This window comes from Propionivibrio soli, assembly GCF_025770765.1.
Lineage (GTDB): Bacteria > Pseudomonadota > Gammaproteobacteria > Burkholderiales > Rhodocyclaceae > Propionivibrio > Propionivibrio soli.
In genome coordinates this window covers 1-22,946 of record NZ_JANZKY010000026.1, presented here as the reverse complement: position 1 = coordinate 22,946, position 22,946 = coordinate 1, and the positions used below count along the sequence as shown (strand labels likewise).

Sequence of the window (22,946 nt, the reverse complement as noted above, 5' to 3'; positions counted from 1 at the left end):
AGTTCGTCAAGTGAGGCTCTGAGGCGCGGCTCCATCACGCTCCAAAGCTTCTGTGGAATGCGTACTGCTTCGCCTTCAGACGACGACAAGTCCGACTCGCTGCTCATGATGCCCAACGTGAAGGTGAGGGGCAACGGGCCGGCCCCGCCGGCACGGCGTCCCAGCGGCGAAGCCGCGCCTCGACCGAAGGGTTAGCCGTCTTTGGTGTCGCCGCGTACAAATGCAAACGAGCTGACGAAGCCGTAGAAATTGACAACCATAGGAGTGGTTGCGATCCCAGCGGCCGCCTCAACGTCGCCCCAGACCACAACTACGCTGGCCATTTCCCAGACCGCTCAGCATGGCGTCGAACGGCAATGCAAAACAGATACGTAAAATATCCACCGAAAGAGACATAAAAAAGAGCGTACAGAATCAACGTAAGGTCACTCGGCACTCTTTCCCAATGCAGAGCCCTAGCGACCAATCCAAAAGTCAGGAATCCGGCGCTTGCCAAATGCCCAATAAGCGTACCGATAGCAATCTCTCGAATTGCACGGTCTTTAAACATCCAGCAAACAAAATCTACCCATTTCATAGGCGCATTTGACGGCTAACGTCTGAATTCACCGGCCTGCGCGGCTTTTTGCGCAGGTCCGGTGGAATGATGGGTTGGGCGGCAAACGGGTGATTTCAACTCACCCACTCCTGATGCTCCGGGACCATTACCGTTTCGACCCAATCTTGCAGGCTGCTATGGATGTCGGTTCCCGGCCACGGCAAACGTTCCTGGCTCTTGGACCAAGTGAGATGAACATTGGCAACGCGGCCGCTTCCGTCCATGAGTTCAAAGAGTGCATCGTCTCCATTGCCGCGAGCCAAGAGCTTTACAGGCACGCCATATAGGACGTGACCGGGTGGTACCTCAATTTGCAGTTGTCGTTGCCAACCCTGCGCAACCTGCTCCCCCATTTGCGCGGCGGAGCACCAAGGTTCTAGCCATTCCATGACGGTTCCTTTGACGCCCAACGTGAAACTAACCGGCGCTGCGCGGCTTTATCGCGCAGCGTCCAGTGAGCGAAGCGAACGAGGTTGAGTGTCGGGTTAGCCATTGTCATTCCTAGAAGCAGTACATCTTTAAGCCTGCGCACCCAAACATAAGGCTGATAGGAAATAAAATCGCCAGCATCATTGGGTAGTAGGCAATGACCAGAATAAATTTTGCTACGCCCGAAACGCTCTGACTATTGATAATTACTACAACGCCGACAATAGGAGCCAGCATATCCAAAGTGGGTATTAGCTCTGAGCCGCGCGATATGCCTGCTACTCTAGTGAGAGAAAGGATAGCGAAAACCAGCGCAGCAGGACCAAGCAGCGCAATGAGTTTGTGATGACCAATCTTCATCGCCACCCCTGACGGCTAACGTAGAGCTAACCGGCGCTGCGCGGCTTTATCGCGCAGCGTCCAGCGACTGAAAGGAGCGAGGTTGAGCGCCATGTTAGAGCGCGGTGACAGTACGTAGGCGTTCGGCAAGCTGTTGTACCTCCGTTGCAGTTAGCCCAATCTTTGTCGGCATTTCCCAGTCGTAAAACTTGCGATCGGCCGCCGCCTCCGTGAGCAAAGCAGCCACAGAGAGAATTTCACTCGGCGACAATAGATTGCCCGTAAATACTTCTCGCACAGCCTCACTGATGTGATCTGCAAGCGCGACAACCGGGACAGTTACGACAAGGTCGCCTGCGGCTTCGCGTTCGGAGATCACGCGAACAATGGCCTCGGTAAGCTTTGGCAATACTGGGTGCATAAGCTCTAACGTCTGAAATGAGCGGCCTCGCGCGGCTTTATGCGCGAGGTCCGCTCGATTGATGGGTTGGGCGTCAAGGGATGACTACTCAGAAAGCGCGCCATTGTTCTTCCGCGAGTCCGGTGCATACGCGACGAACACGTTGTCCTCTCTTGTTTCGACGTGGATGCGTCCGCAAGCGGGACATTCATAAACGTCGCGTTTGAGACACAGGTACCTTGTTTGAATGTGGTCGTGAAGAACATTTCCATGATTTAGTTGGAGAGCGATGTATTCCTCGCCATACCCGCGACCCATGAGCCATTCTCGAACTCCCCCGCATTCCACCGCAGCCACATAGCTCTGAATTTCCTCAACAAGCCAATCTGAGAACGACTCGCGTAACGAGTCCTTTAGCAAAGAAGCTTTGTAGGGTAAGCCACTCGTGTTATCTCGAATTGTGTTGCCACAGGGGCAGCCGAGTTTGCTCATGACGCCCAACGTAAAGTAGCCGTCCTAAAAGACGGAAAGTTTTGCGTCATGACGGAAAACTTTCCGTCAAATAGCTGTATGGGCGTACAGTTTTTTGGTGATAAACTACGTTCGATCATGATCTTATGCCGAATTTAGTGGGGCCTAAAAATGTATGCAAACCCGTCATCGGTCGAAAGGGACTTCGCCGCGTCTTCTTGATCATGTGCGCAGCCGGATTCGTTTGAAGCACTACAGCATCCGTACCGAGCAGGCGTATTTGGATTGGATTAGACGTTTTATACGTCATTTTGGCAAGCGGCATCCCGGCGGGTTTTTGTTATCTGGCGAGCATGTGCAGGCCGGCAACAGGCTGGAATTCGCTGGTGTTTCGTTATTCCCGCCAGCTAGCCAACTAGTGAGTGTGTGTCCGATGGTGTGCGTCGGGAAAATGGGCGTGAGTATGCACCATCGGTTCGTGCCGATGCAGGTGAGTGTGCTTGATGCCGGGGGGCACCGGTAGTTCATGGGAGTGCTGGTGATGGTTGTCATGAACGTGTTCATGACGGTGTTCCATCGCTTCATGGACGTGCTCGTGCTCATGCCTTTCGGTTAAGTGGAACCAAAGGCCGAGCGCCATCAGCGTGCCGGCTATCAGAAGCGAGGGAGTGACGCTCTCTCCACTCAGCACGGCCAGAACAGCACCAAAAAACGGAGCGGCGGAGAAATAGGCGCCAGTCCGAGCAGTACCAAGGTGCCTCATACCCACTACGAAAAGCACCAGGCTGAGTCCATAGGCCAGCAAGCCGACGACCAACGCGATCTGCACGATCCACCAATTTGGCAATGCATTGCCCAGCGCCCAGGCCAAGGTTAGGTTGGCACTGCCCGCGGCTGTGCCCTTCACTGCGGCAATCCAGGTCGCGTCGGCTAAAGCGACTTTGCGGGTGAGATTGTTGTCGACTGCCCAGCATAAGCAGGCGCCGAGAATGGCTAAGGCTGGCCAGGCTCCAGCGAATCGTGCCTCTTCGGGCCAACTCAGAACCACCGCGCCGCTGGCGATCGCGAGCATGCCGAGGGCGATGCGCGCGTCGAAGTTCTCCTTGAAGACGATCCAGGCGAGTAGTGCGGTGAGAACGCCTTCTGCGTTCAATAGAAGTGCGGCCCCGGAGGCCGGCATCCCGGTCAAGCCGACCATGAGCAACACCGGTCCGACGATGCCGCCTGACAGCACGGCGCCGGCCAGCCAACCCACTTCTCCGCGTTGAAGCGCGACGGGTGCCGCGCCGACGATCAGTCGATAAAGGCTCAAGCCGATGCCTGAGCCGAGGTAGAACAGCCCGGCGAGCATCCACGGGCTCACCCCCTGAAGGAGCCATTTGGCAACAGGCGCACTAGCACCAAAGAGCAGGGCGGCTATCAGGGCGGCGGCGACACCGGGGTTGAACGAGGTGCGAATTGACATCGTTCGCCGATTGTCTCATTGCGGGCGTGGCCGCGTCATGGGCTATGCATGTACGGGGGCCTCAACGAAGCATTCGCGATTAACTCTTGGCCCAGTCCATGATCGGGATATTCGCCTTTCTCTACGCTCCGCTCTTTATCACTGCTCTGAGAGAACGTGGTCGAACCGTTTAGGGCTATTGCCGCTACTTCGTCCGCGTCAATGGCAGGACGTCTTGTTCGAGTATCTCTTGCAGGCTGCGCGCCGTAATCGCGGGCAGTGAGGACTCCGGCGCCCCAGGGCCGGACCAGCCACCCGTGTCCTCGAAATTGCTTGTGCGAATCTCACCGCCGACGGCCTTGGCGATCTCCGCAAGCCTTTCCGAAGCGCTCATGTCGGCGGCGCTAAGGCCCCCAATGTTGTGAGCGAGGTAGTAACCGCCGGATTCGTCGACGCTGGCCAATAGTTGCCCATTGACGAAAACCTGACCCACTGTGTTGTACGCATGGCTCTGCGCATAGGCCAGGTTCGCAGCCTGGCGCGACTGTTCCTGTTGTTCCCTGAGCTTGATTTCTGCAACCTGCGCGTCGGTCATCTTGTACAGCGCTCCTTTGGCGTTTGCATAGTCCATAAGGGAATGCGCTTCGCCGTCCAGCCGATAGCCGTTCTCGGCATCGGCGACCAATAGCTCGCGGCCGGCCTGAGAAATGCTCGGCTCGGCGGCAAGCTTTGCCGGGCTGACGGCCGATTGTTGCCGCTGGAAGCGCGAAGCCATGGACGAAACGCTTGCGGTATTGGCGAAACGCGTGGCGACTTTGTCAACAATCACGATGAGTTCTCCGGTTCGATTTGTCTGGCCCACCGGGTGCAATCAATATGCCAGCTGCCGTGAACGGCCGACTCGAGGTCGGGGTCCGAGTAGATGGCGACGCAATATGGCACTGGTCTTGCTACGTCATTGCAATACCACTCGGGGAGAACAGCCATGTATGTGAATAGCACCACGGTACAGTCGGCTTCGGTGTTGAGCCGCCTGGGCACGGTCGCCAACGCTCGCCAGAATGCGGCGGCCGCTGGATTTACACCGGCTAAAGCAGCAGAGCCCACAGAAGAACCGGCGCAAAGCACAAGCGCCAAATCAGAGACCGCGGAGTTGCTGCAGAAACTGAACGACTATATCGAGAAAGGCCCCATCGTCGCCATGCGCGAGAAGATTCTCGAATCCATGGGGATTAGCGAGGACGATCTGAAGGCAATGTCGCCCGAAAAGCAAAAAGCGGTCGAGGCGGAGATCGCTCAGAGGATCAAGGAAATGTTGCTGGAACAGCAGGAAATGGCGCGCGGCCAGCAAGGTGTGACCCAAAAGGCGAGCATGTATTCGGCGCTTAGCGGGCTGACCGGCTGAGCGCTTCGTTAGGAGGAACGGAAGCGTTTCCCAACATAACGTCAAAGAAGACCAGGAAGCGTTCGATAGTGCTGTGCAGCCGCCTAGGCAAGCCGTTATGACCCTGCGGTACGTCGTCGGCGGGCAGAAATCGCGACCGCGGCCAAGCTCCCCACGAGAGCCATCGCCAGCGTATCGGGTTCGGGCACTGCCGACGCTTGCACGTCGCCGTTGCGTACCACCATGAAGTGAGCTCCGAGCGATATCGTGTTGTCGCAGAACACACAGACAAACTGATAGCCATTGCTATCGATGCCGCCGTACCCGATCGGTGAGTTGGCCCAATAGCTATAGTCCGACGGCCCGAGGTGCAGCCCCTCAAAAGGGCCGGTGTTCATTTCCGGGCGGCCGTTCGGCCATTGATTTATGCAATCGTGCGGGATGTTGGGATCGCTGCCGAGGCCACATGGAGCGAGGTTGCCCAGCGTCAAGTAGAAGAGGTGGCCCATTTCCGTTCTGGAATTGTTATAGCTGTTGTCGGTACTGCCGTCCCAGCTGAATTCACGGTTCCAGAAGCGTCCGTTTACGGGCCCGGGCATAAAGGGCAGGCGCCAATCGCTGAAACCGCCGATCGAGTAGGCGGCGATCCATGCATTCGTGTCTTCCCAACTCGCTACGCCGAGCGGCGACGCGTTGGCGAGCCAAGTGATGTTGAGCGCGCTGTCGTAATAGGCGTCCGTCACGCCGTCATGGTCAATGTCGCGAGCATGGAGTGTCGTTTCCCATGTCCCCTGACCGGGGACTGGGACAGCGTGTGCGCTGGATACCCAACTTACTGCCAATACCATGAGTGGAAGCAACGGGAACGCGCGCCTGAGGCTGTGCTGGAAGAAATCCTGCAGCATGACCTTCTCCTTTCAGTTCCCCCTATGTTTTCGTTCCCCTTTGTTTCAATTATGCAAAGTGGGATATCTTGAATGTTTCAAGATTCGACACCTATGTCACGTGGGTAGTTCAAAAGGAGCCGAGACATCGACTGCGAAAGATCGGTAACTAAGAACGCAAGAACTTGCTCAGGAACTGGCGAGTACGTTCTTCCTGCGGCGTGGTGAAGAGCGCCGCGGCTTTGCCTTGCTCGACGATGACGCCGTGATCGATGAAGATCGCACGGTTGGCAACGTCGCGTGCGAATCCCATTTCGTGAGTGACGATAACCAGCGTACGTCGCTCTTCGGCCAATTCGCGGATGGTGTTGAGCACCTCGCCCACGAGTTCGGGGTCGAGCGCCGAAGTGGGTTCGTCGAAGAGAATTACGTCGGGCTGCATCGCGAGCGCGCGGGCAATCGCCACGCGCTGTTGTTGTCCCCCCGATAGTTGCCGCGGGTAAGCGGTTTCCTTGGCCGACAGCCCGACCTTCGCCAGCACTTCGCGGCCGAGTGAGAGTGCCTCGGCCTTGGTCAATCCCTTGACCGTCACCGGTCCTTCGATGACGTTCCCCAGCGCCGTGTAGTGTGGGAAGAGATTGAAGTTCTGGAACACGAAGCCGATATGCTGACGGAGTTTTCGGATTTCGTCTTTTTGATGCGCGTACGGCCGTGCGTCGTCCACCTTGATCTCGCCGATCTGGATGCAGCCGCGCGATGGCTCTTCGAGAAAGTTCATGCAGCGGAGCAGGGTTGTTTTCCCGGAGCCGCTCGGCCCGATGATGGCTACGACCTCACCCTGTTCGATGTCGAGATCGATGCCTTTGAGGACGGCTGTTCCCTTGAATTCCTTTGTCAATCCGTGGACGGAAATCACCCTAGCGCTCCCGCAGGGGCCGGTTGGCCCGTTCTTCGAGGTGGTGTTGCACACCGGAAAGAACGGTCGCGATAAGCCAGTAGAGGAACGACGCAGCGAGATACATGGTGAAGACCTCGAATGTGCGGGCGGTAATCAGTTGCGCTTGTCGGAAGAGCTCCGGTACCTGGATCGTGGCTGCGAGCGAAGTGTCCTTGACGAGCCCGATGAAGCTGTTGCCGAGCGGTGGAATCGCGGTGCGGGCGGCCTGCGGGAGGATGATGCGGGTCAGCGCCTGAACGTGCGTCATGCCGATGCTCGTTGCGGCTTCCCATTGGCCTCGGTCGATCGAGGCGATGGCGGAGCGGATCGTTTCCGAGGCGTATGCTGACGTATTGAGCGAGAAGCCGATCAGCGCCGAGGGCAGGGGGTCGAGCTGGATTCCGAACTGCGGCAGTCCGTAATAGATCATGAAGAGCTGGGCGAGTAGTGGCGTCCCCCGGATGAACGAGACGTAGATGCGTGCCGACCAGGCCAGGGCCGGCATCGTCGAGAGGCGCATCAACGCGAGGGCGAACCCGAGGACGAGCCCGAAGCTCATGCCCCCGATGCTAAGCACGATCGAGAACACCGCCCCACGAAGCAGGAACGGTGCCGAGTCGAGTGCGAGCTGAAAGCTCTCCGGCATTACCGGGTTACGTCGGCGCTAAACCATTTCTGCGAGAGCTGAGTCAACGTCCCGTCGCTGCGCAGCTTCTCGATGGCCTTGTTTACCGCGGCGAGAAACTCCGGATTTCCCTTGCGGATCGGGATGCCGGCTTCCTGGCGGGCAAAGGGTTCGCCGGCGACCGCCAGGCTGTTCTCGGTCTTCTTGATCAGGTCGAAGGCTGCCAGCCGGTCGATGAGAATGGCATCGAGCCGGCGAACGCGCAGATCCTGGTATTTTGTCGCGTCGTCGTCGTAGGTGCGGATGTCAGCACCGGGGACGTTGGCTTTCAGCCACTGCTCGTAATTGGTCCCCAGACCGACGCCCACCTTCTTGGCGTTGAGATCGGCCGGCTTCTGGAACTTGGCTTCCTCCCCCTTGCGCGTTACGGCCTGGATTCCCGACACGGTGTAAGGAACCGAGAAGTCATACTTGTTCTTGCGTTCCTCGGAGATCGTCACCTGGTTGATCGCCACGTCGATGCGTTTCGATTCCAGCGCAGCGAGAATGCCGTCCCACTTGGTCGGACGGAAAACGGCTTTTACGCCCAACTCCTTGGCCAGCGCATTGGCGAAATCGACCTCGAAGCCAGCGAGTTTTCCACCCTTGTCCTCAAAGCTGAATGGCGGATAGGTTCCTTCCAGGCCGACAGTGAGCGTACCGCGCGCCTTGACCTCCTGCAGCAGGTCCGCCGATTGCGCACTGCCGACGGCGGCGAAGCCAAGCAAAGGCAGCAAGGCGGCAAGAGCAAAACGCAAAATGGATACGGTTGATTTCATCGCGAAGATCCTCTGGTTCATCGCCGAGCGAAGCATACGATTGCGGCTCGTTGCGACATTGGCATGGAAGGCACAAAAGGTATGAAACACGTGCCGGGGCGCGAAGTTCTTATGGCCTCGGTGTTGCACGAAGTCGATAGACTTCGTAGGCCGCGAACCGTTCCGCTTGACGGCTTGGCACGTTGAGCCGCGTTTACGGGAAATTCCTTGCCTCTCACCCTTGCTCGGGTCGGAACTCGCGAGTGAAGGCGAACTCGCCATCGCTCGCCGTGTCGACACCGCGGTGATGCGCGCCCGTTCTTCTGGCGCTACGCTTATCCACCTGAATCCCGGGCCTTTGTGCTCGCCATCAATCACAGGAGGACGTTATGTCCCTGCATTACCTTGGTATCGCCGGCAGTCTGCGCCAGAAATCGACCAACAAAGGCCTGCTCCGCGCCGCAAAGGCGAATCTTCCCGAAGACGTCAGCATGGAGTTTGCCGATCTCTCCGACATTCCGTTCTATAACGCCGATCTGCCGGAAAGGCCTGCCTCGGTCCAGCGCGTGATGGAGCAGATGCGGGTGGCTGATGCGTTGGTTCTGGCAAGCACCGAATACAACTATTCGATGGCACCGGCGCTCAAGAACATTCTCGATTGGGCATCGCGGGAACCGAACAATGCCTTCCTCGCCGGGAAACCTGTAGCGATGATGGGGGCGGGCGGCGGTATGGGCACGAGCCGGTCGCAGTATCATCTGCGTCAGGTATGCGTCTTCCTGGACATGTACCCGCTGAATAAGCCCGAGGTCTTCGCCAACGCCTTCTCGAACTCGTTTGATGCCGAAGGCAATCTGGTTGATGAGCGGATAACGAAGCTGATCGGCGATCAGATGGCCGCGCTCGCGAATTGGTGCCGTAAACTCAAAGGCTGATGCAAAGGGCAGCGTAAAAAGAGGCTGGCGGCGCCGGTGTTGCGATGGAGTTGCGCTACCGGAATACCGGCTGCCAGCATGGCCACATACCGAGGTACGGCGGATCGTTCTATTCAATGGCTCTTGCCGAGCTTGGCGGGTGCCCGATGACGCGCTTGAAGGCGCGGCTGAACGAGGCCTCGGATTCATAACCGAGCCGGTTGGCGACAACCGAAAGGCGCAGACCTTCGTCGGCAATCAGCTTGCGCGCTTGCAGCATGTTGACCCGGGCAACGTACTTCGCCGGGCTCTCGCCGACCGTGCGGACGAACTTGTCGGCAAAGCTAGACCGCGAAGCGCCCATGATCGCGGCAAGTTCGTCCACTGACCAATCGCGCTCTGGGTTCGTATGGATGGCGGCGAGCACCTTCCCAATCTTCGGACAGCGGACGGCCGCGATCCAGCCGCCCGCGTCACTGCAGCCGCACTCCACCCAGGCTCGAATGATGAGGCCGGCGAGAACGTCCGCGAGACGCGTCAGAATCCCGGATGCGCCGATGCGATCAAGCGCGATCTCGTGTTGCATTGCTGCCAGTAGAGCGGGCACGGCCGTTTCGCTTTGTGCAAGGTCTTCGGTGCGCATGACCTCCGGCATCATTGCCATGAGCGGGTGCAGCGGATCAAGGTTGAAACGCATTGATCCACAGAAAAGGCGATGCGTGGGCTGGCCGGGCTCGACGCCGCCCGGGGGTGACGCTGCGCTAACCAGATACGTTTCATTGGAAAGAAGCTGGCGCGTCATGCCGCCGATTTCGACGGGTTCAACGTCAGGATCGCTTGCCATGACATGTGCCGAACCTCGCGGCAGTAGCACGGCATCGCCTGCATCCAATCTGTGCCAATCCTGCCCCGCCTTGAGCCAGCATGCCGCAGCCGTCACGAAGTGAAAGCGTGCGGCGTCTTGCGCAGGAAATGCCACAGCCCACGGAGAACGCATGTCGCACCGGTTGTACTCGACGCCGTCCAGGCGAAGTCCGCGCAGGATTTGCGTCAATGAGTCGGCCGGTTCACCAACCACCGATTTGGAGAAATTGTTAAGCATTAATGCGTTTGTGGCATAGAAACACCGGAATCTTACACGTAATCTGAGCGCGTTTTCTTCTCGCGGAGCGCCAACGATGGCCTCCGCGCCGCGGTACCCTCGGCGGGTTATGGAAGCCGAGCCGTGCCACCAAACGTGTTCCATGTTTTGACAAGGAGACCCGCACCATGCGTGAACAAGCCACCGTGAATCGTCGCATCGTCCTCAATGCACGGCCCGTCGGGAGGCCGAAACCGTCCGATTTTCGCCTCGCGGAACAATCGATGCCAACACCGCGTGAGGGGGAAGTCCTGATGCAGACGCTCTACCTTTCGCTCGATCCTTACATGCGCAACTTGATGGACGAAAAGGGTCCCGGCTATGCCCCCTCAATAGCGCTTGGATCGACCATGGTGGGTGGGACGGTGAGCCGGATCGTCGAGTCGCGGCATCCCGGATTTCGGGTTGGCGAATGGGTCCTCGCCAACGCTGGATGGCAGGATTACGCAGTTTCGGATGGAGTGGGCTTGATGCCGATCGGCGCCATCGACCGGCCGTCCCTGGCCTTGGGCGGGCTCGGCATGCCGGGTTTCACGGCCTACGTTGGTTTGCTGGATATCGGCCAGCCAAAGCCAGGCGAAACCGTGGTCGTCGCTGCCGCGACAGGAGCGGTCGGATCGGTGGTCGGGCAGATCGCCAAGCTGAAAGGCGCTCGCGTTGTCGGCGTCGTGGGCGACGCTGCCAAGGCGCGTTATGCCGTGGATGAACTCGGATTCGATGCGTGCCTGGACCGGCAAGATCCCGATTTTTCGGCGCGGCTGGCTGCTGCGTGCCCAAAGGGTATCGACGTCTACTTTGAGAACGTCGGCGGCGCCGTGCTTGATGCCGTCGTACCGTTGCTCAACGTCGGCGCCCGCATTCCGGTGTGCGGTTTCATTGCGCACTACAACGACGGTGCCAGGCCGGAAAGGCAGGAAGGGCCCGACCGGCTTCCCCGGTTGATGGCCGCCGTACTGCAGAAACGGGTCCGTGTCGAAGGGTTCATCATCCTGGACCACTATGCGCAACGGTTTGACGCATTTCGCCGCGACATGGGTGAGTGGTATCGCGCGGGCAGGATGACTTTCCGCGAAGACGTGACCGAGGGTCTGGAGAACGCGCCGCAGGCTTTCATCGGCCTGCTCGAAGGAAAGAACTTCGGAAAAGCCGTGGTCCGCGTCGCTGATTGAACAACTGGGAAAAAACTCGGACGTGGCCGGCCAGCGGTAACGGAACACAACTGGATTTCCCCCGGGCGCTTGGCGCCGTGCCGTCAGGAGTCGCGCAGACTACCCTTGAGCCGGCGGCAGAACTGCGCAGCCAGCTGAATGTGGCGGCTCTGCGGGTTAACGCAGGCGTAGTAGATGGCGGCGGAAGCAATCACCGCCTCGTCCGCCAGCGCGAGGATTCCGCTGGTGAGATGATCCTTCACCAGCATCTGGGGGACGACGAGGAAGCCGACGCCGCCGATGGCCGCTTCGACGGCCAGGAAAAAGTGATCGTAGGTCGCCGCGGTTTGCAGTTGCTCGGCCGAAACGTCTTTGGCGACCGCCCAGGCCCACAGCACGTCCGGCCGTAGCCGACACACGATCATCGGCCATTGCTGCCGAGAGTCGGCGCCACGCGCGGCCAGTAGCCCGGGCGAAGCGACGCAAACGAGCTTTTCGCGCACGAGCTCCCAGCGCTCGGTTCCAGGCAGGTTCAGGTTGCGGGTGATGAGAACGTCGAATTCGTCCTGCGGGTGCGGAGTTGCCAAGGACGTCACGAGATCGATCTGCACGCCGTGTTCTGCCGCGTAGGTGCCTAGAAACGGGACGACGATCTTCATCGCAAAGCTCGGCATCGAGGTGCGGACGACCAAGCGGTCATGCTTGAGCCCCTTCTGCGTCAACTGCTGCGATGTCAGTTCGATGGTCGATATGGCGTCCTTCAGTGCGTCGTAGAGGTTCTGGCCGTCCGAGGTCAGCGCCACGCCCGCACCCTGGCGTTTGAAGAGCGGCCTGTTTGCCAGCGTTTCCAGTTTCGCGATTTGTCGGCTGACGCCGCTCTGCGTGACGCCGAGGGCCTCCGCCGCCCGCGTGAAGTTTCCATGACGACCGACGGCCACAAAGGTACGGAAGGCGGTGAGCGGTACGTCAAGCGGCTTAGCCATGATAATTAGTCATAGAGGGATGGCGCGGGAGTTATAGCCGACGATGTTTGGGAAGGCTTGAGGCTACACATAGGGCGGCTACTTCGCTACGATGGTGCAGCCCGTTGCAGGTCGAAAAATTATCATACTGCTGGTCCCGCCCAAAAATCATGTCGTCTTATGTGCTGCTCGGTTTTGTCGTCTTCCTGACCCACTTTCTCGAAGGCATCACTGGCTTTGGTTGCACCGTACTGGCCTTGCCGTTTGCGATCATGCTGGTCGGCACCAAACAGGCGGTGCCTGTTCTCCTCTTCCTCGCGCTGCTGTTGGCGATTTATATCGTCAGCCTTGACCATAAGCGCATCGTCTGGAAGGAGTTCTTCAAGATCGTCGTATTCGTAGGCATCGGGCTGCCTTTCGGAATCTTTACTTTCGGCTACTTCAACGAGAACGTACTGCGCTGGATCCTGGGCGTCTTCATGGTGGCGGTCGCCGCTCGGGGTCTCCTGTCCTACATCATCAGGCTGAACGAGAGCCGTCTGCCGAAATGGGTTCTCAACCTCTTGCTCGTTGCCGGCGGCTTCATCCATGGTGTGTTTTCTTCCGGGGGGCCGCTCGTGGTGATCTACGCGAAAACGGCGCTGGCCGACAAGACGAATTTCCGAGCGACCATCAGCATGCTCTGGCTGACGCTCAATACGGTGATGCTCATCCAGGGGGTGGCGTCGGGGCGAATGACGCCCGAAATCTGGCGAATCGTCGGCATCTGCCTGCCGTTCCTGGCGGCGGGGGCCTTGGCCGGAAACTGGGCGCATCGCCACATCAAGGACCGCTATTTCTCCCAGATCGTATACACCGTCCTGCTCGTTTCCGGCGCTTTCATGTTCAGGTAATCAGACTCGGCAGACTCACAGACTCGGTATTCCTCATGGCAATCAATGACGTTTTTTCTCCCGTTTTTGTCCCATCTCCACTCGACCCCGAGGATTGGGAGGCTTTTCGCGCTGAGGCACATCGCCTTCTCGATGCGTGTGTCGACCAGTTGAGCGCCGCCCGTGACCGGCCATGGCGACCTCTCTCCGAGGCAGACAAATCGACTCTGCGGCTTGGTGAAGCGGGCACCGGCATCGGCAGTGCCGCATTGGTAGACGAGCTGGCGCAGCACGTCTTGCCCTTCCACACAGGGAACACGCACCCGCGATTCTTCGGCTGGGTCCACGGGACGGGGCTGGCGAGCGGGCTATTGTCGGAGATGGTTGCCGCGACGATGAACAGCAACTGTGGGGGGCGCGATCATGGCGCGGTGTACGTCGAACGCGAAGTGATTGAATGGTGCCGGCGCACGTTCGGTTTGCCGGAAACGGCCAGTGGCCTGTTGGTGGCCGGTACGTCGCAGGCGACTGTCATTGCGCTGGCCGCGGCACGCCTCAAGGCGCTCGGGCCGGAATCCAGGCATGCCGGCATTCATGATGCGCCACCTCTGGCGGCCTATGCCGTCAAGGGCGTACACAACGCGACGGTCAAAGCGCTGGAACTGCTTGGCCTCGGGTCTTCGGCGCTGCGCACGATTCCGGCGGGGCCGGATGGCGGTATCGATCTTGTTCGGTTGGCTGAAGCCGTGGCGAAAGACCGGGCCGCAGGCGTTCGGCCTTTCTGTGTGATCGCCACGGCGGGTTCCGTGGATCTGGGGTACTTCGACGATATCGAGTTGGTGGCCGACCTTTGCGCGCAGGAGGACCTGTGGTTACACGTCGACGGGGCGTTTGGTGCCTGGGCTCGTCTGGCCGAGTCGCCGTGGCGTGAGCTAACGCGGGGTATCGAGCGCGCCGATTCGATTGGTTTTGATTTTCATAAATGGATGTACGTCCAGTACGACTGTGGTGTTGTCCTCATCCGCGACCAAAGTGTGCATCGGCAGGCTTTCGCGGCGCGTCCGGCCTACCTGGCGAAGCAGTCCGAAGGTATCGGTGGCGGCGAACCCTGGTACTGCGATTACGGCACCGATTTATCGCGCGGCTTCCGCGCCCTGAAGGTGTGGTCGGCCTTGCGCGGTTATGGACGCGAAGCGCTAGGGCAGGCGATTACGCGCAACTGCAAGCTGGCGGCGCGCATGGCGAAGTGTGTGGAGACTGTCGGGTTCCGCCTCGCCGCGCCCGTGCGTCTGAATGTTTGTTGTTTCAGCGCGGCGCCAGCCGATTGGGACGGCGCGGAGCAGGACACGCTCAACGAACGGATTACGCATCGCTTGCAACTCGCCGGCGAGGTCGTTTTCTCCACTACCCGCATCGACGGCCGAACCGTCATTCGCGCCGCCATCGTCAATCATCGGACGTGTGAAGCGGACATCGATTACGCCATTGCCGCCGTCGAGCGGGCGAAGGGCCTCGAAGCGCAGGCCCCAATACCGGCGTCGGCGTGACGGCGTACTCCTGATCTGTGTCAGGAAGGAGGTTTTGGCCACCGGTATGGTCTGGGTTCTGTTTGATCAGAAGCGGCTCCGTTTGAATGCCTTGTTTTAGCGCATAAGCATAATAAAATGACATTTGAACTGAACTGGGCGTCACCAGTCCAATATGACATTTCGGATCTTCCGCCGTTGATCGAGGAGGTCGCAGATGAAATGGACTATTCGGTGCGATGCATCTCGCGCATTGCAGTGGAGCCGCCGGCGCATCTTGTGCGCCGCCGTATTCGCGCTCTCTTTCCTGGTCGGTGCGGCGCAGGCGCTTGAGGCGCCGTGTCCTCCCGGCCGTTCCTCGGTATGGGCTCCGGCGGCCAAGGACTTCCTTGGCACATCGGCTAGCGGTAACTCCCGGGTCTATTTCACCGGCGCAGAAGGCATTCTGACCGAGGTTTTTTATCCGACGCTCGACAAGGTCCAGAACGTCGACCTGCAATTCCTCGTGACGGATGCGAGCAGAACCTGGGGCGATGAAGAGCGACGGCAACGTCAGCACACGATCACCCAGGTCAACAAGCGCGCCATGCTGTGGCAGGCGACGACCACGGCCGACAGCGGGCGGTGGAGGATCACCAAGAAGATCTTCTCCGACTCGTTGCGTAACGCGGTGATCCAGCGTGTCGTTTTCCAGACGCTGGAACCGGGTAGGGCGGTCAAGGATTACAACCTCTACGTGCTGAACAATCCGGCGATCAATAATTCGGGCGCCGGCAACGGCAATGCCGGTCAGTGCGGAGAAAAGCAGGGGGCCGCGCAAGGCGCGGACAACTCGCGCACGTTGGCGGCGGGCAACCGGACCATGCTGGTCGCTTCCGAGCCCAACTCCACCTCGTCGGCCTTGGCCGTCTCTTTGCCGTGGAAGGCCGTCGGCGGCAATCCGATGGTTTCAAGCGGTTTCGTCGGTACGAATGACGGCTTTACCGACCTGTTTTCGGGGGGCGCCGACAAGACGATGGATTTTCGCTTCGACGGAGCGTTCGGCGGGAACGTCGCGCAGATCGGATGGATAGATACCGGCAACAGCACCGCGACCAGCATTTCGTTCGATGTGGTGCTGGCATTCGGAAGCAACGAGACGGAAGCGATGAACGTCGCCAACGCCACGTTGAACACCAGCCTGAATGCGATGGAGCAGGTCTATGTGGACGACTGGATCGCTTACAGCCAGACCTTGAACAATCAGAACGGCACGGCCGACGATCAATACTATCTGGCGGCCATGACCCTGAAGACCATTCAGGACAAAAGCAACGGCGCAATGGTCGCCGGCCCAGGTACACCGTGGGGGGAAACGAGCGGTGACGGCAACCCCGGCGGTTACCACCTGATCTGGTCTCGCGACTTGTTCAAGTTTGCCAGCGCCTTGATCGCGGCTGGCGACACGACCTCTGGCAACAGCGCGGTCGATTTCCTTTTTAATCGGCAGATGCAGACGAGCACGAGCGATAGCCCGTATTCACGCCCGGGACGCTTCCCGCAAAACAGTTTTGTGGATGGCACTCCGTATTGGAACGGGACGCAGATGGATGAGACGGCGATGCCGATCATTCTCGCGTGGAAACTCAATCGCGTCGATCTATGGCCACGGATCAAGTTGGCCGCCGAGTTTCTGGCCCATAACGGCCCATCAACCGGCCAGGAACGCTGGGAAGAAATGGGCGGTTATTCGCCATCGACGATCGCTGCCGAAATCGCCGGCCTGGTGTGTGCCGCGAGCCTGGCCAATGCAGCCGGAGACAGCGGGGCGGCGGCGTTCTATCTGCAGAAGGCCGACGAGTGGCGCAACAACGTTGCGAACTGGACGTTTACAAGCACAGGTTTCCACACGGGCTGCCCAGGTTGCAACGGCAAGTATTACATCCGCATCAACGCCAACCAGGACCCGAACGATGACGTCAATCTGACGTTCGGCAACGGTGTCGGCACCCACGGCGAACGCTACATCGTGGACGGGGGATTTCTTGAACTGGTACGCATGGGGGTAATGAGCCCGAGCGACTGGACGATCCTCGACACGCTGCCCGAATACGACGCCCTCCTCAAACAGACGCTCGCCGGCAAGGGCGACGCCTGGTTCCGCTACAACTTCGATGGCTACGGCGAATACAACGACGGCCGCAATTACGACGGCAGCGGGCGTGGCCGCTTATGGCCCATCTTTACCGCTGAACGCGGCATTTACGAAATCGCCAAGTCGGGCGACGGCACTAAGGGGCAGCCGTATCGTGCGGCTTTGAAGGCATTTTCGTCGCAAGCCGGCTTCATCCCGGAGCAGATATGGAACATCAGCGCCAACATCACCGGTTGGCAGACAGATACGCCACCCTCGTACGCTGTCGGCAGCGCGACCAAATCCATGCAACCGTTGAGCTGGGCGATGGGCGAATACATCAACCTGGTTGCCGCGATGAACCAAGGCCGCAGCGATGCGCCGACGGTCGTGTGCCAGCGTTACGCCTGCGACAAGCCGCAGACGACGGTGACGTTCCAGGTGACGGCCAATACGAACTTTGGCGAAAACATCTACCTTGTGGGGAACAGTCCGCTGCTTAGCGATTGGACGCCGAGTTCTGGGATCAAGTTGGCACCAACGAACTATCCGGTGTGGAACGCCACGGTCTCTCTCCCGGCGGGAACAGCGCTGGAGTACAAGTACGTGAAGCGCGATGCGAGTGGTAATACGGTGTGGGAGGGTGGAGGCAACCGGAGTTTCACCATACCGTCAAGCGGCGTTGTCACACGGAACGACGTATTCCAATAGGCGTGCAACGCGCGCATAGAAAACCGGCGATAGAGGAGATCCGCTATCGCCGGTGATCGCCTCTAGGCAGGGTTGAAGCCAAGATGGAGTGCCAATACAGGGGCAGAGCGGGTACATAGGTGAAGAGGGCGTCGTTCCCAACGCATCGTGCACAAGTGCAATCTCCCCCGCCCGAATGATCAGCCGCTAGCTCAGGCAAAACCTTCCGCTATGCCGCCTCGGCATAGTGCGCGTCTGCCCGCTTGGCCGCCGGAATATCCTGCCGCAAATCGTTGCTCCAGATATAGTGCGCCGCGGCGACCCGTTGAAGTTCCTCCTCGCGGATGTACTTTCGCCAGAAGAAACCGGATTCCGGGTAATAGCTACGACGGATGATGTAGCCGCCGCCCTCGCGTCGGGTCTCTGTCTGGAAAGTGATTACCCAGTTGCGCATGTCGGCGCTGTCCTTGTCGGTCATTACCGGATAAGGCGTGCCGTACTTGGCTTCTTCAACTAGGGCTTCTTCTTCCGGCGTCAGTGCCTCGCCCGCCGCCTTTTTGTCCTGTGCGGTCTTTGTCTTGGCGGTGATTTCATAGACCTTTTTGTCGAATCCCTCCAGGTGATTGGGGTCCTTCCGCATCACCTTGGCGACCTTCGCACGCTTGTCGTACTCAGTTACTTCACCAGCCATGTAAAAACCGGCGAAGGAATCGTGCACATAGTCGTCAAAGAACCGCATGACCTCAGCGGGGAGAGGTTCCGGTTTATCGAAGATCTTGAGCGCCCACTCCTCCCATTCATCCAGCGGCGTGTAGCGTTGCGCACGCATGAAATGCCAGCGATTAATCCTTTCGAGATCGGAAAGTTTGAAAGGGAGTTGGGGGCCCCTACCATCATCATCGCGCGACGAGTCCAGAGGACGGCCCTCTCTCCGTTTCCTCAATGCCACAAGGTCACCTGCCAGCATCCGGTTAGCGTCATCCATATCCTGCCGATCCTGGGCATTGGCCACGACAAAATTGCTTGCCGTCGTCAGCGTGTTCAACCGTGCAGCCCGCCAACGGTAGTACAGGCTCATGTGCCGTTTGAGAAGATGGCCTTTTCCGTCGAGGGCGGCCGTATAGGCTTCCCAAGCCGAAGCGAGGGCGGGGGCGACTTCAAAGTCCACTTTGTCCCGAGCTTCCAGTTCGGAGAAGGGGGTCAGCGGCACTCCGGCCAGACGGGCCGCCTTGTACATATGTGCCAATGGAATCTGCGACAGCAGGGCCGCTTGCGATCCGCAGCCCTTGCCCTGCTCTCCGGGGGCATAGCCGCCACCGACGTCGGAGTGTACGCCGGGGAAATAGACTTCCTCGACGGCGCCTTGCATCGTCGTCACCGGGAAGTTCATTCGTACTTCATGCGCCGAGATGAAATGCTTACCTGCGACGACGCAACTCGGCAACGGCTTGAGAATCCGGTTTGCCCAGGAACAATGGCCGTCGTAGAGCGCATCCGGACCAATCATCGTCTTCCTGATCGAATCCGATGTGCCTACCGTGGCCACCACATCGAACAGGCCGAGAAAGCAGATGTCGGTTGGAATGCCAACCAGTTTTCCATCTTCAAGCAGATCGTTAAAGAAATGGCAGAACGCCGCCGCTTCCGCGCCACCGCGGGAGAATCCGAAGACCGACAGCCGAAGCGATGGAATCTCAGGTTTTGGCTTTTTCGAGAGCAGCGCCTTGAGCAGGTCCAGGTGCTCCTCGAACCACATCTTGTGCGTGACGAACTTGTGGTGCCCATACGTGTCCTGCTGGGCGCGGTTCGCTTCCTTGTCGTAATCGCGGACGAGCTGGCCGGCTTGGTCGTCTTCATATAACAGACGTTGTTCAAAGACCGTCATATGAATGGCGTTCAGCACTTGAAGAATCCCCCACATGATGCGGGGCTGCCCACCCTTGGCGAACGCCTTGCCGTCGGCTGACTCGGCTGGTTCGCCGATTTCTTTGAACTCCGTCCCGACGCCCGGGATGTAGTAACGGTAGTACCCGCAGCTCTGCTTGTCTGCGGGAAATGCGTTATACAACCTCGCCACATTCGAGTGTCCGCATTGCTCGGCCTTCATGGGGCGGTTGGGTAATGGGGTGATTTTCCCGTGTGCGTCGGGCAATCCAATGCGACGGCCATTCCGGTCGCGTTCCATGTTGTTGTTCGTTCCGTCGAAAAACAGGCCGACGTGTACAGGAACGCGGCAAGGAAGCGTGGTGGCTTGGTCGCACAGGGCGAGACCGCTCCTCGACTGGTCTTCGGCCGAGAATTTTAGGAAAGCGTCGACGGGGTACGGAGCTTTAGCGGGAGTTTCAGTCGTCATGACTTACTTGCTCGGTAGTGCGGGAGCGGGCTTGACAGGAGGTGAGATCGGGTGATTTGGATTAAGTGGGCCTACGTTTGTGATAACGACCCGTACCTCATCATTGGGAAAGAAATGCAGGTAGATACTTCCCGGCCGATCATACTTTTCCACCTCGACGATTTTCTCCTTGATGACGTCCTTAGTTCCGTCCGGCATGTTCCACTGCACCAGCACCTTCATTCCCGGGTACCAGACACGGGGGATCGACGCGCAGCATGTGCTGGCAATCCCGGCACCCCACGCACTCATGTTCGCCCCTGAGCCGCCACCGACGATGGGCAAATCGCCGTTGGGCACGCCATCGACGAAAGAAGAATAGATGTACTTCCCGGTGTGGTTTACGACCCCAACCTGCGCTCCCGCGAGAGCGTCTTGAGGCTTCTGCTGAGCGGTGACACAGCCGGAAAGCAGTGCAGCGCAGATCAAACTAACAAACCACTTCATATGTCTTGCTCCTGTGGGAAGAATTGCGGAGACGAGGTTTTCGTTCCATGGCGTTATTCGCTGTGTCGAAGAAGAGGCCGACATGGACTGGAATGCTGCAAGGGAGCGTGTTCGCCCAACTGCAGAAGACGAGGCCGTTCTCCGATTGGTCTTTGGCGGAGGGCTTAAGGAAGTCCAGTATCGGGTACGGGGCAGCGATGGGCGTTTTAATCGTCATGGTTACTTGCCCTGGAGGGCGGGAGTAGGTTTGACTGGGGGAGGGATCGGGTGCGAAGAACTCCAGCCAGCGGCGTTTGAAATAACAACTCTGACTTCGTCATTCGGGAAAAAATGAAGATATATGCTTCCTGGCTCGTCATATTTTTCGACCTCTATAGTTTTTTCTTTAATAACATGGGTGTGCCCAACCGGCATATCCCATTGCACCAGAACCTTCATTCCCGGGTACCAAACTCGGGGAATCGACGTGCAGCAGATATTCGCACCACCAGCTCCCCAGGCTGACATCGTTCCTCCACCTGACCCATCCACTGTGGCCGAATAGATGAAATTCCCAGTGTGATTAACGATGCCTACTTGCGCAGCCGCACGGGCCTCTTGCGCCTTCTGCTGAGCAGTTACGCAGCCGGAAAGCAGTGCGACACAGACCATCCCAGCAAACCACTTAAGGCTTTGTTTCCGAAACTTCATCCCATCTCCTGCCAGAAACGCTCGGGGAGCGCCTTGATCTCTTCTGCATAGTTCGCTCCCTGCTGCGTGCGTTTGAGGAGTGCGATCATGTCGGGATGCTGAACAAATTCTTGATTGAGGCAGAGAGCCAACATGCTGAAGTGCTGACGCGCATTAGCGGCTTGAATGCCGTTTTCGGTGGCAAGTACAAGGTGCTTTGCAACGCGGAAATGACATTTGCTGGGCCGATATCGTCGCAGCAAGTCAGGGTGGGTATCCCAGATATTGGCAAGAATGGCGTCGGCTTCCGCCTGGTCGACGAGGAGGGCGAAGGCTTGGTCGTTCAAAGGGAGCTTGTCGAATGTGGCCGGAACCAAGGCTGTAGTGCTGTGTCCTCTCCACACGATGAGTGAACCGTCGCGTTGTATCGACCACCAGCCATAAAGTGGCGAAAGCAGCTGTTCTCGTTGTTCGGGTTCGAGGGCGCGGAGTATTTGGGGGAGCACTCGTGTATCACCCCAGCGAACCGGCCATTCCGTAAGGTCTTCCGTGCGTGCGATCACATACGGTTGAAAATGCTGTCGGAGTGTTGATCCATCCAAGGTACTGGCAAGAATGCTGAGCATCGGCTTGCCGTCGCAGGCGGCAAAAATCTCTTGCAGCCAGCCGTGTTGTTCTGCGATATCTGCCGGAGCGGCCAGCAAGTGCGGAGCCACCTTGTCGAAGGCCTGCAAGTCGGTTCCCTCATAGAGAGACCATTGCTTTTCACGAGACCAAGGGCGCTTGGCGAGAAGATTTTCGTCAAAAACGCCGTCGACCAACGCGAAGAGGTGGCGCGGTGTTTTGCTTTGTGTCTCGTATAAGTCAGCCAATGCCTGGATGATCTTCTGTGGTACATCAGGCTGGGCGGGTTCAATGGCGAAATACATGGCGCTCATTGTTTCAAGCCGCTGCGGGTGCTATTAGCGGACTGCCGCTACGCATAGCCGCCAACAAACATTCCTTGCACACGCTGTTGGGGAATCGCGGCATCGGTACGTTCATGCTGTCCGGCCCCGCAATGACGTGCTTGGCGCCCTTCACGCTCAGGGTTCCGGGGCAGTGCAGTTCGATGTCGCCGTCTTTCAGGCGCACGTAGCCGCCGCCGCAGGTGAAGAGGATTTCTTCTTTCGCGGCGAAGAGGATTTTCCGGGAGCAGGAGGTGATGTCCTGGTTCTGTTCAGCCGTGACCTCGACCTCCCCATGTTGCGCCTGCACCTGGACCTTGCCCTGAGCCGCGATGAGTTTCATCGCGATGGTGTCCTTCACCCCGTTCACAAAGAGGCTCATGTGTTGCCCGACGTTGTGCAGCCACCGCCGCCCACTCGTCTGGTTCGTATCGCGCTGGGCGGTGAAGTCAAGGTTCGTGCCCGTGGCGAGCGAGAGGTTCTGCCCCGTGAGCGCCGCGATCCCCGCCGGCGCCGAGAGCACCAGCAGCGGTTGCCGTCCGGCTTCGTCGTGCGCCGTCTTGCCTTCCTTATCGGTATTGCTCCCCGCCTCCCAGGCCTTGAGGGCCTCGACGTGGTGTTTCAAGTGCCCGGCGGTGGTTTTCCCTTCCCGGGCATTGTCCGGGCTGACGGTCTCGGGACCGTGTTCGAGCGTATCCGCGAGTTGTTTCGTGGCAACGTCGGCCAAACTCTTCGTGAGTTCGTACGCCGCGTCGAGCTGGCTCTGCGCGTGCGCGCGCGCGAGCTGCTTACCGGTGGCGCCGGTCTGCGCCTCGGT

23 protein-coding genes are annotated in these 22,946 nt (G+C 58.9%); 7 read left to right on the top strand and 16 right to left on the bottom strand.

The annotated features are described in order from the left end of the window. Positions 1-672: 672 nt before the first annotated feature. The 3 genes from NZ453_RS21725 to NZ453_RS21715 all read right to left on the bottom strand — a co-directional run bounded on the left by NZ453_RS21725 (position 673) and on the right by NZ453_RS21715 (position 1,787). A complete protein-coding gene (locus tag NZ453_RS21725; RefSeq protein ID WP_263773096.1) occupies positions 673-987 on the bottom strand; it encodes a hypothetical protein in 315 nt (104 codons plus the stop codon). A 112-nt stretch (positions 988-1,099) separates the two neighbouring features. Continuing rightward, positions 1,100-1,387, bottom strand: coding sequence for a hypothetical protein (locus NZ453_RS21720; RefSeq protein ID WP_263773094.1), 288 nt, complete (start codon positions 1,385-1,387; stop codon positions 1,100-1,102). Positions 1,388-1,481: 94 nt separating this feature from the next. Further along, positions 1,482-1,787, bottom strand: coding sequence for a hypothetical protein (locus NZ453_RS21715; RefSeq protein WP_263773093.1), 306 nt, complete (start codon positions 1,785-1,787; stop codon positions 1,482-1,484). Positions 1,788-2,412: 625 nt separating this feature from the next. Here NZ453_RS21715 and NZ453_RS22250 point away from each other — a divergent pair. Then, entirely contained in the window at positions 2,413-2,760 is a 348-nt protein-coding gene (locus NZ453_RS22250; protein ID WP_420851694.1) for a phage integrase N-terminal SAM-like domain-containing protein, read from the top strand. On the opposite strand, the gene NZ453_RS21705 is transcribed toward NZ453_RS22250, so the two are convergent. Beyond that, positions 2,653-3,702: a DMT family transporter gene (locus NZ453_RS21705; RefSeq protein ID WP_263773092.1), complete on the bottom strand. Its 1,050-nt coding sequence runs from the start codon at positions 3,700-3,702 to the stop codon at positions 2,653-2,655. The two genes, NZ453_RS22250 and NZ453_RS21705, sit on opposite strands and share 108 nt — an antisense overlap. Before the next feature lie 184 nt (positions 3,703-3,886). Beyond that, positions 3,887-4,510, bottom strand: a complete 624-nt coding sequence (locus tag NZ453_RS21700; protein ID WP_263773091.1) for a hypothetical protein — start codon at positions 4,508-4,510, stop codon at positions 3,887-3,889. 156 nt (positions 4,511-4,666) lie between these two features. On the opposite strand from NZ453_RS21700, the gene NZ453_RS21695 reads away from it, so the two are divergent. Then, on the top strand, positions 4,667-5,086 hold the full coding sequence (locus tag NZ453_RS21695) for a hypothetical protein (protein ID WP_263773090.1): 420 nt from the start codon (positions 4,667-4,669) through the stop codon (positions 5,084-5,086). A gap of 95 nt (positions 5,087-5,181) precedes the next feature. Here the strand turns inward: NZ453_RS21695 and NZ453_RS21690 are convergent, their stop codons facing one another. The 4 genes from NZ453_RS21690 to tcyJ all read right to left on the bottom strand — a co-directional run bounded on the left by NZ453_RS21690 (position 5,182) and on the right by tcyJ (position 8,329). Further along, complete coding sequence (locus NZ453_RS21690) at positions 5,182-5,970, bottom strand: PEP-CTERM sorting domain-containing protein (protein WP_263773088.1); 789 nt, start codon at positions 5,968-5,970, stop codon at positions 5,182-5,184. Positions 5,971-6,118: 148 nt separating this feature from the next. Next, on the bottom strand, positions 6,119-6,865 hold the full coding sequence (gene tcyN, locus NZ453_RS21685; protein ID WP_263773086.1) for an L-cystine ABC transporter ATP-binding protein TcyN: 747 nt from the start codon (positions 6,863-6,865) through the stop codon (positions 6,119-6,121). A gap of 1 nt (position 6,866) precedes the next feature. Further along, on the bottom strand, positions 6,867-7,532 hold the full coding sequence (gene tcyL, locus NZ453_RS21680) for a cystine ABC transporter permease (RefSeq protein WP_263773085.1): 666 nt from the start codon (positions 7,530-7,532) through the stop codon (positions 6,867-6,869). Continuing rightward, the gene (gene tcyJ / locus NZ453_RS21675) at positions 7,532-8,329 is read right to left on the bottom strand and encodes a cystine ABC transporter substrate-binding protein (protein ID WP_263773084.1); all 798 of its coding nucleotides are present in this window, start codon (positions 8,327-8,329) and stop codon (positions 7,532-7,534) included. The genes tcyL and tcyJ overlap by 1 nt, the downstream gene beginning before the upstream one ends. Before the next feature lie 368 nt (positions 8,330-8,697). On the opposite strand from tcyJ, the gene NZ453_RS21670 reads away from it, so the two are divergent. Next, positions 8,698-9,243, top strand: a complete 546-nt coding sequence (locus NZ453_RS21670) for an NADPH-dependent FMN reductase (RefSeq protein ID WP_263773083.1) — start codon at positions 8,698-8,700, stop codon at positions 9,241-9,243. Positions 9,244-9,352: 109 nt separating this feature from the next. On the opposite strand, the gene NZ453_RS21665 is transcribed toward NZ453_RS21670, so the two are convergent. Further along, complete coding sequence (locus NZ453_RS21665) at positions 9,353-10,324, bottom strand: AraC family transcriptional regulator (RefSeq protein WP_263773082.1); 972 nt, start codon at positions 10,322-10,324, stop codon at positions 9,353-9,355. A gap of 167 nt (positions 10,325-10,491) precedes the next feature. Here NZ453_RS21665 and NZ453_RS21660 point away from each other — a divergent pair, with 167 nt between their 5' ends. Next, positions 10,492-11,532: an NADP-dependent oxidoreductase gene (locus NZ453_RS21660; RefSeq protein WP_263773080.1), complete on the top strand. Its 1,041-nt coding sequence runs from the start codon at positions 10,492-10,494 to the stop codon at positions 11,530-11,532. Between the two features lie 83 nt (positions 11,533-11,615). Here the strand turns inward: NZ453_RS21660 and NZ453_RS21655 are convergent, their stop codons facing one another. Continuing rightward, the gene (locus tag NZ453_RS21655; RefSeq protein WP_263773078.1) at positions 11,616-12,494 is read right to left on the bottom strand and encodes a LysR family transcriptional regulator; all 879 of its coding nucleotides are present in this window, start codon (positions 12,492-12,494) and stop codon (positions 11,616-11,618) included. Positions 12,495-12,643: 149 nt separating this feature from the next. Between NZ453_RS21655 and NZ453_RS21650 the strand changes: the two genes are divergently transcribed. The 3 genes from NZ453_RS21650 (at position 12,644) to NZ453_RS21640 (ending at position 17,695) form a co-directional block, all read left to right on the top strand. Further along, positions 12,644-13,366: a sulfite exporter TauE/SafE family protein gene (locus NZ453_RS21650; protein WP_263773076.1), complete on the top strand. Its 723-nt coding sequence runs from the start codon at positions 12,644-12,646 to the stop codon at positions 13,364-13,366. 35 nt (positions 13,367-13,401) lie between these two features. Further along, a complete protein-coding gene (locus NZ453_RS21645) occupies positions 13,402-14,892 on the top strand; it encodes a pyridoxal phosphate-dependent decarboxylase family protein (RefSeq protein ID WP_263773074.1) in 1,491 nt (496 codons plus the stop codon). Between the two features lie 196 nt (positions 14,893-15,088). Beyond that, a complete protein-coding gene (locus NZ453_RS21640) occupies positions 15,089-17,695 on the top strand; it encodes a glycoside hydrolase family 15 protein (RefSeq protein WP_263773073.1) in 2,607 nt (868 codons plus the stop codon). A 208-nt stretch (positions 17,696-17,903) separates the two neighbouring features. Here the strand turns inward: NZ453_RS21640 and NZ453_RS21635 are convergent, their stop codons facing one another. The 5 genes from NZ453_RS21635 to NZ453_RS21615 all read right to left on the bottom strand — a co-directional run. Continuing rightward, positions 17,904-20,027, bottom strand: coding sequence for a DUF2235 domain-containing protein (locus tag NZ453_RS21635; protein WP_263773072.1), 2,124 nt, complete (start codon positions 20,025-20,027; stop codon positions 17,904-17,906). Positions 20,028-20,030: 3 nt separating this feature from the next. Further along, complete coding sequence (locus NZ453_RS21630) at positions 20,031-20,513, bottom strand: DUF3304 domain-containing protein (protein ID WP_263773071.1); 483 nt, start codon at positions 20,511-20,513, stop codon at positions 20,031-20,033. A 219-nt stretch (positions 20,514-20,732) separates the two neighbouring features. Next, positions 20,733-21,203, bottom strand: coding sequence for a DUF3304 domain-containing protein (locus tag NZ453_RS21625; RefSeq protein WP_263773069.1), 471 nt, complete (start codon positions 21,201-21,203; stop codon positions 20,733-20,735). Beyond that, a complete protein-coding gene (locus tag NZ453_RS21620) occupies positions 21,200-22,120 on the bottom strand; it encodes a DUF4123 domain-containing protein (protein WP_263773068.1) in 921 nt (306 codons plus the stop codon). Before NZ453_RS21620 ends, NZ453_RS21625 begins: the two co-directional genes overlap by 4 nt. Positions 22,121-22,124: 4 nt before the next feature. Beyond that, positions 22,125-22,946 (bottom strand): DUF2345 domain-containing protein (locus tag NZ453_RS21615; RefSeq protein WP_263773067.1); only part of this gene is annotated, 822 nt, incomplete at its 5' end.

What these genes read in the sequence shown, in the direction of transcription:
- NZ453_RS21725 (WP_263773096.1), bottom strand. Translation starts at nt 987, where the DNA reads ATGGAATGGCTAGAACCTTGGTGCTCCGCCGCGCAAATGGGGGAGCAG.
- NZ453_RS21720 (WP_263773094.1), bottom strand. Translation starts at nt 1,387, where the DNA reads ATGAAGATTGGTCATCACAAACTCATTGCGCTGCTTGGTCCTGCTGCG.
- NZ453_RS21715 (WP_263773093.1), bottom strand. Translation starts at nt 1,787, where the DNA reads ATGCACCCAGTATTGCCAAAGCTTACCGAGGCCATTGTTCGCGTGATC.
- NZ453_RS22250 (WP_420851694.1), top strand. Translation starts at nt 2,413, where the DNA reads ATGCAAACCCGTCATCGGTCGAAAGGGACTTCGCCGCGTCTTCTTGAT.
- NZ453_RS21705 (WP_263773092.1), bottom strand. Translation starts at nt 3,702, where the DNA reads ATGTCAATTCGCACCTCGTTCAACCCCGGTGTCGCCGCCGCCCTGATA.
- NZ453_RS21695 (WP_263773090.1), top strand. Translation starts at nt 4,667, where the DNA reads ATGTATGTGAATAGCACCACGGTACAGTCGGCTTCGGTGTTGAGCCGC.
- NZ453_RS21690 (WP_263773088.1), bottom strand. Translation starts at nt 5,970, where the DNA reads ATGCTGCAGGATTTCTTCCAGCACAGCCTCAGGCGCGCGTTCCCGTTG.
- tcyL (WP_263773085.1), bottom strand. Translation starts at nt 7,532, where the DNA reads ATGCCGGAGAGCTTTCAGCTCGCACTCGACTCGGCACCGTTCCTGCTT.
- tcyJ (WP_263773084.1), bottom strand. Translation starts at nt 8,329, where the DNA reads ATGAAATCAACCGTATCCATTTTGCGTTTTGCTCTTGCCGCCTTGCTG.
- NZ453_RS21670 (WP_263773083.1), top strand. Translation starts at nt 8,698, where the DNA reads ATGTCCCTGCATTACCTTGGTATCGCCGGCAGTCTGCGCCAGAAATCG.
- NZ453_RS21665 (WP_263773082.1), bottom strand. Translation starts at nt 10,324, where the DNA reads ATGCTTAACAATTTCTCCAAATCGGTGGTTGGTGAACCGGCCGACTCA.
- NZ453_RS21660 (WP_263773080.1), top strand. Translation starts at nt 10,492, where the DNA reads ATGCGTGAACAAGCCACCGTGAATCGTCGCATCGTCCTCAATGCACGG.
- NZ453_RS21655 (WP_263773078.1), bottom strand. Translation starts at nt 12,494, where the DNA reads ATGGCTAAGCCGCTTGACGTACCGCTCACCGCCTTCCGTACCTTTGTG.
- NZ453_RS21650 (WP_263773076.1), top strand. Translation starts at nt 12,644, where the DNA reads ATGTCGTCTTATGTGCTGCTCGGTTTTGTCGTCTTCCTGACCCACTTT.
- NZ453_RS21645 (WP_263773074.1), top strand. Translation starts at nt 13,402, where the DNA reads ATGGCAATCAATGACGTTTTTTCTCCCGTTTTTGTCCCATCTCCACTC.
- NZ453_RS21640 (WP_263773073.1), top strand. Translation starts at nt 15,089, where the DNA reads ATGAAATGGACTATTCGGTGCGATGCATCTCGCGCATTGCAGTGGAGC.
- NZ453_RS21635 (WP_263773072.1), bottom strand. Translation starts at nt 20,027, where the DNA reads ATGACGACTGAAACTCCCGCTAAAGCTCCGTACCCCGTCGACGCTTTC.
- NZ453_RS21630 (WP_263773071.1), bottom strand. Translation starts at nt 20,513, where the DNA reads ATGAAGTGGTTTGTTAGTTTGATCTGCGCTGCACTGCTTTCCGGCTGT.
- NZ453_RS21625 (WP_263773069.1), bottom strand. Translation starts at nt 21,203, where the DNA reads ATGAAGTTTCGGAAACAAAGCCTTAAGTGGTTTGCTGGGATGGTCTGT.
- NZ453_RS21620 (WP_263773068.1), bottom strand. Translation starts at nt 22,120, where the DNA reads ATGAGCGCCATGTATTTCGCCATTGAACCCGCCCAGCCTGATGTACCA.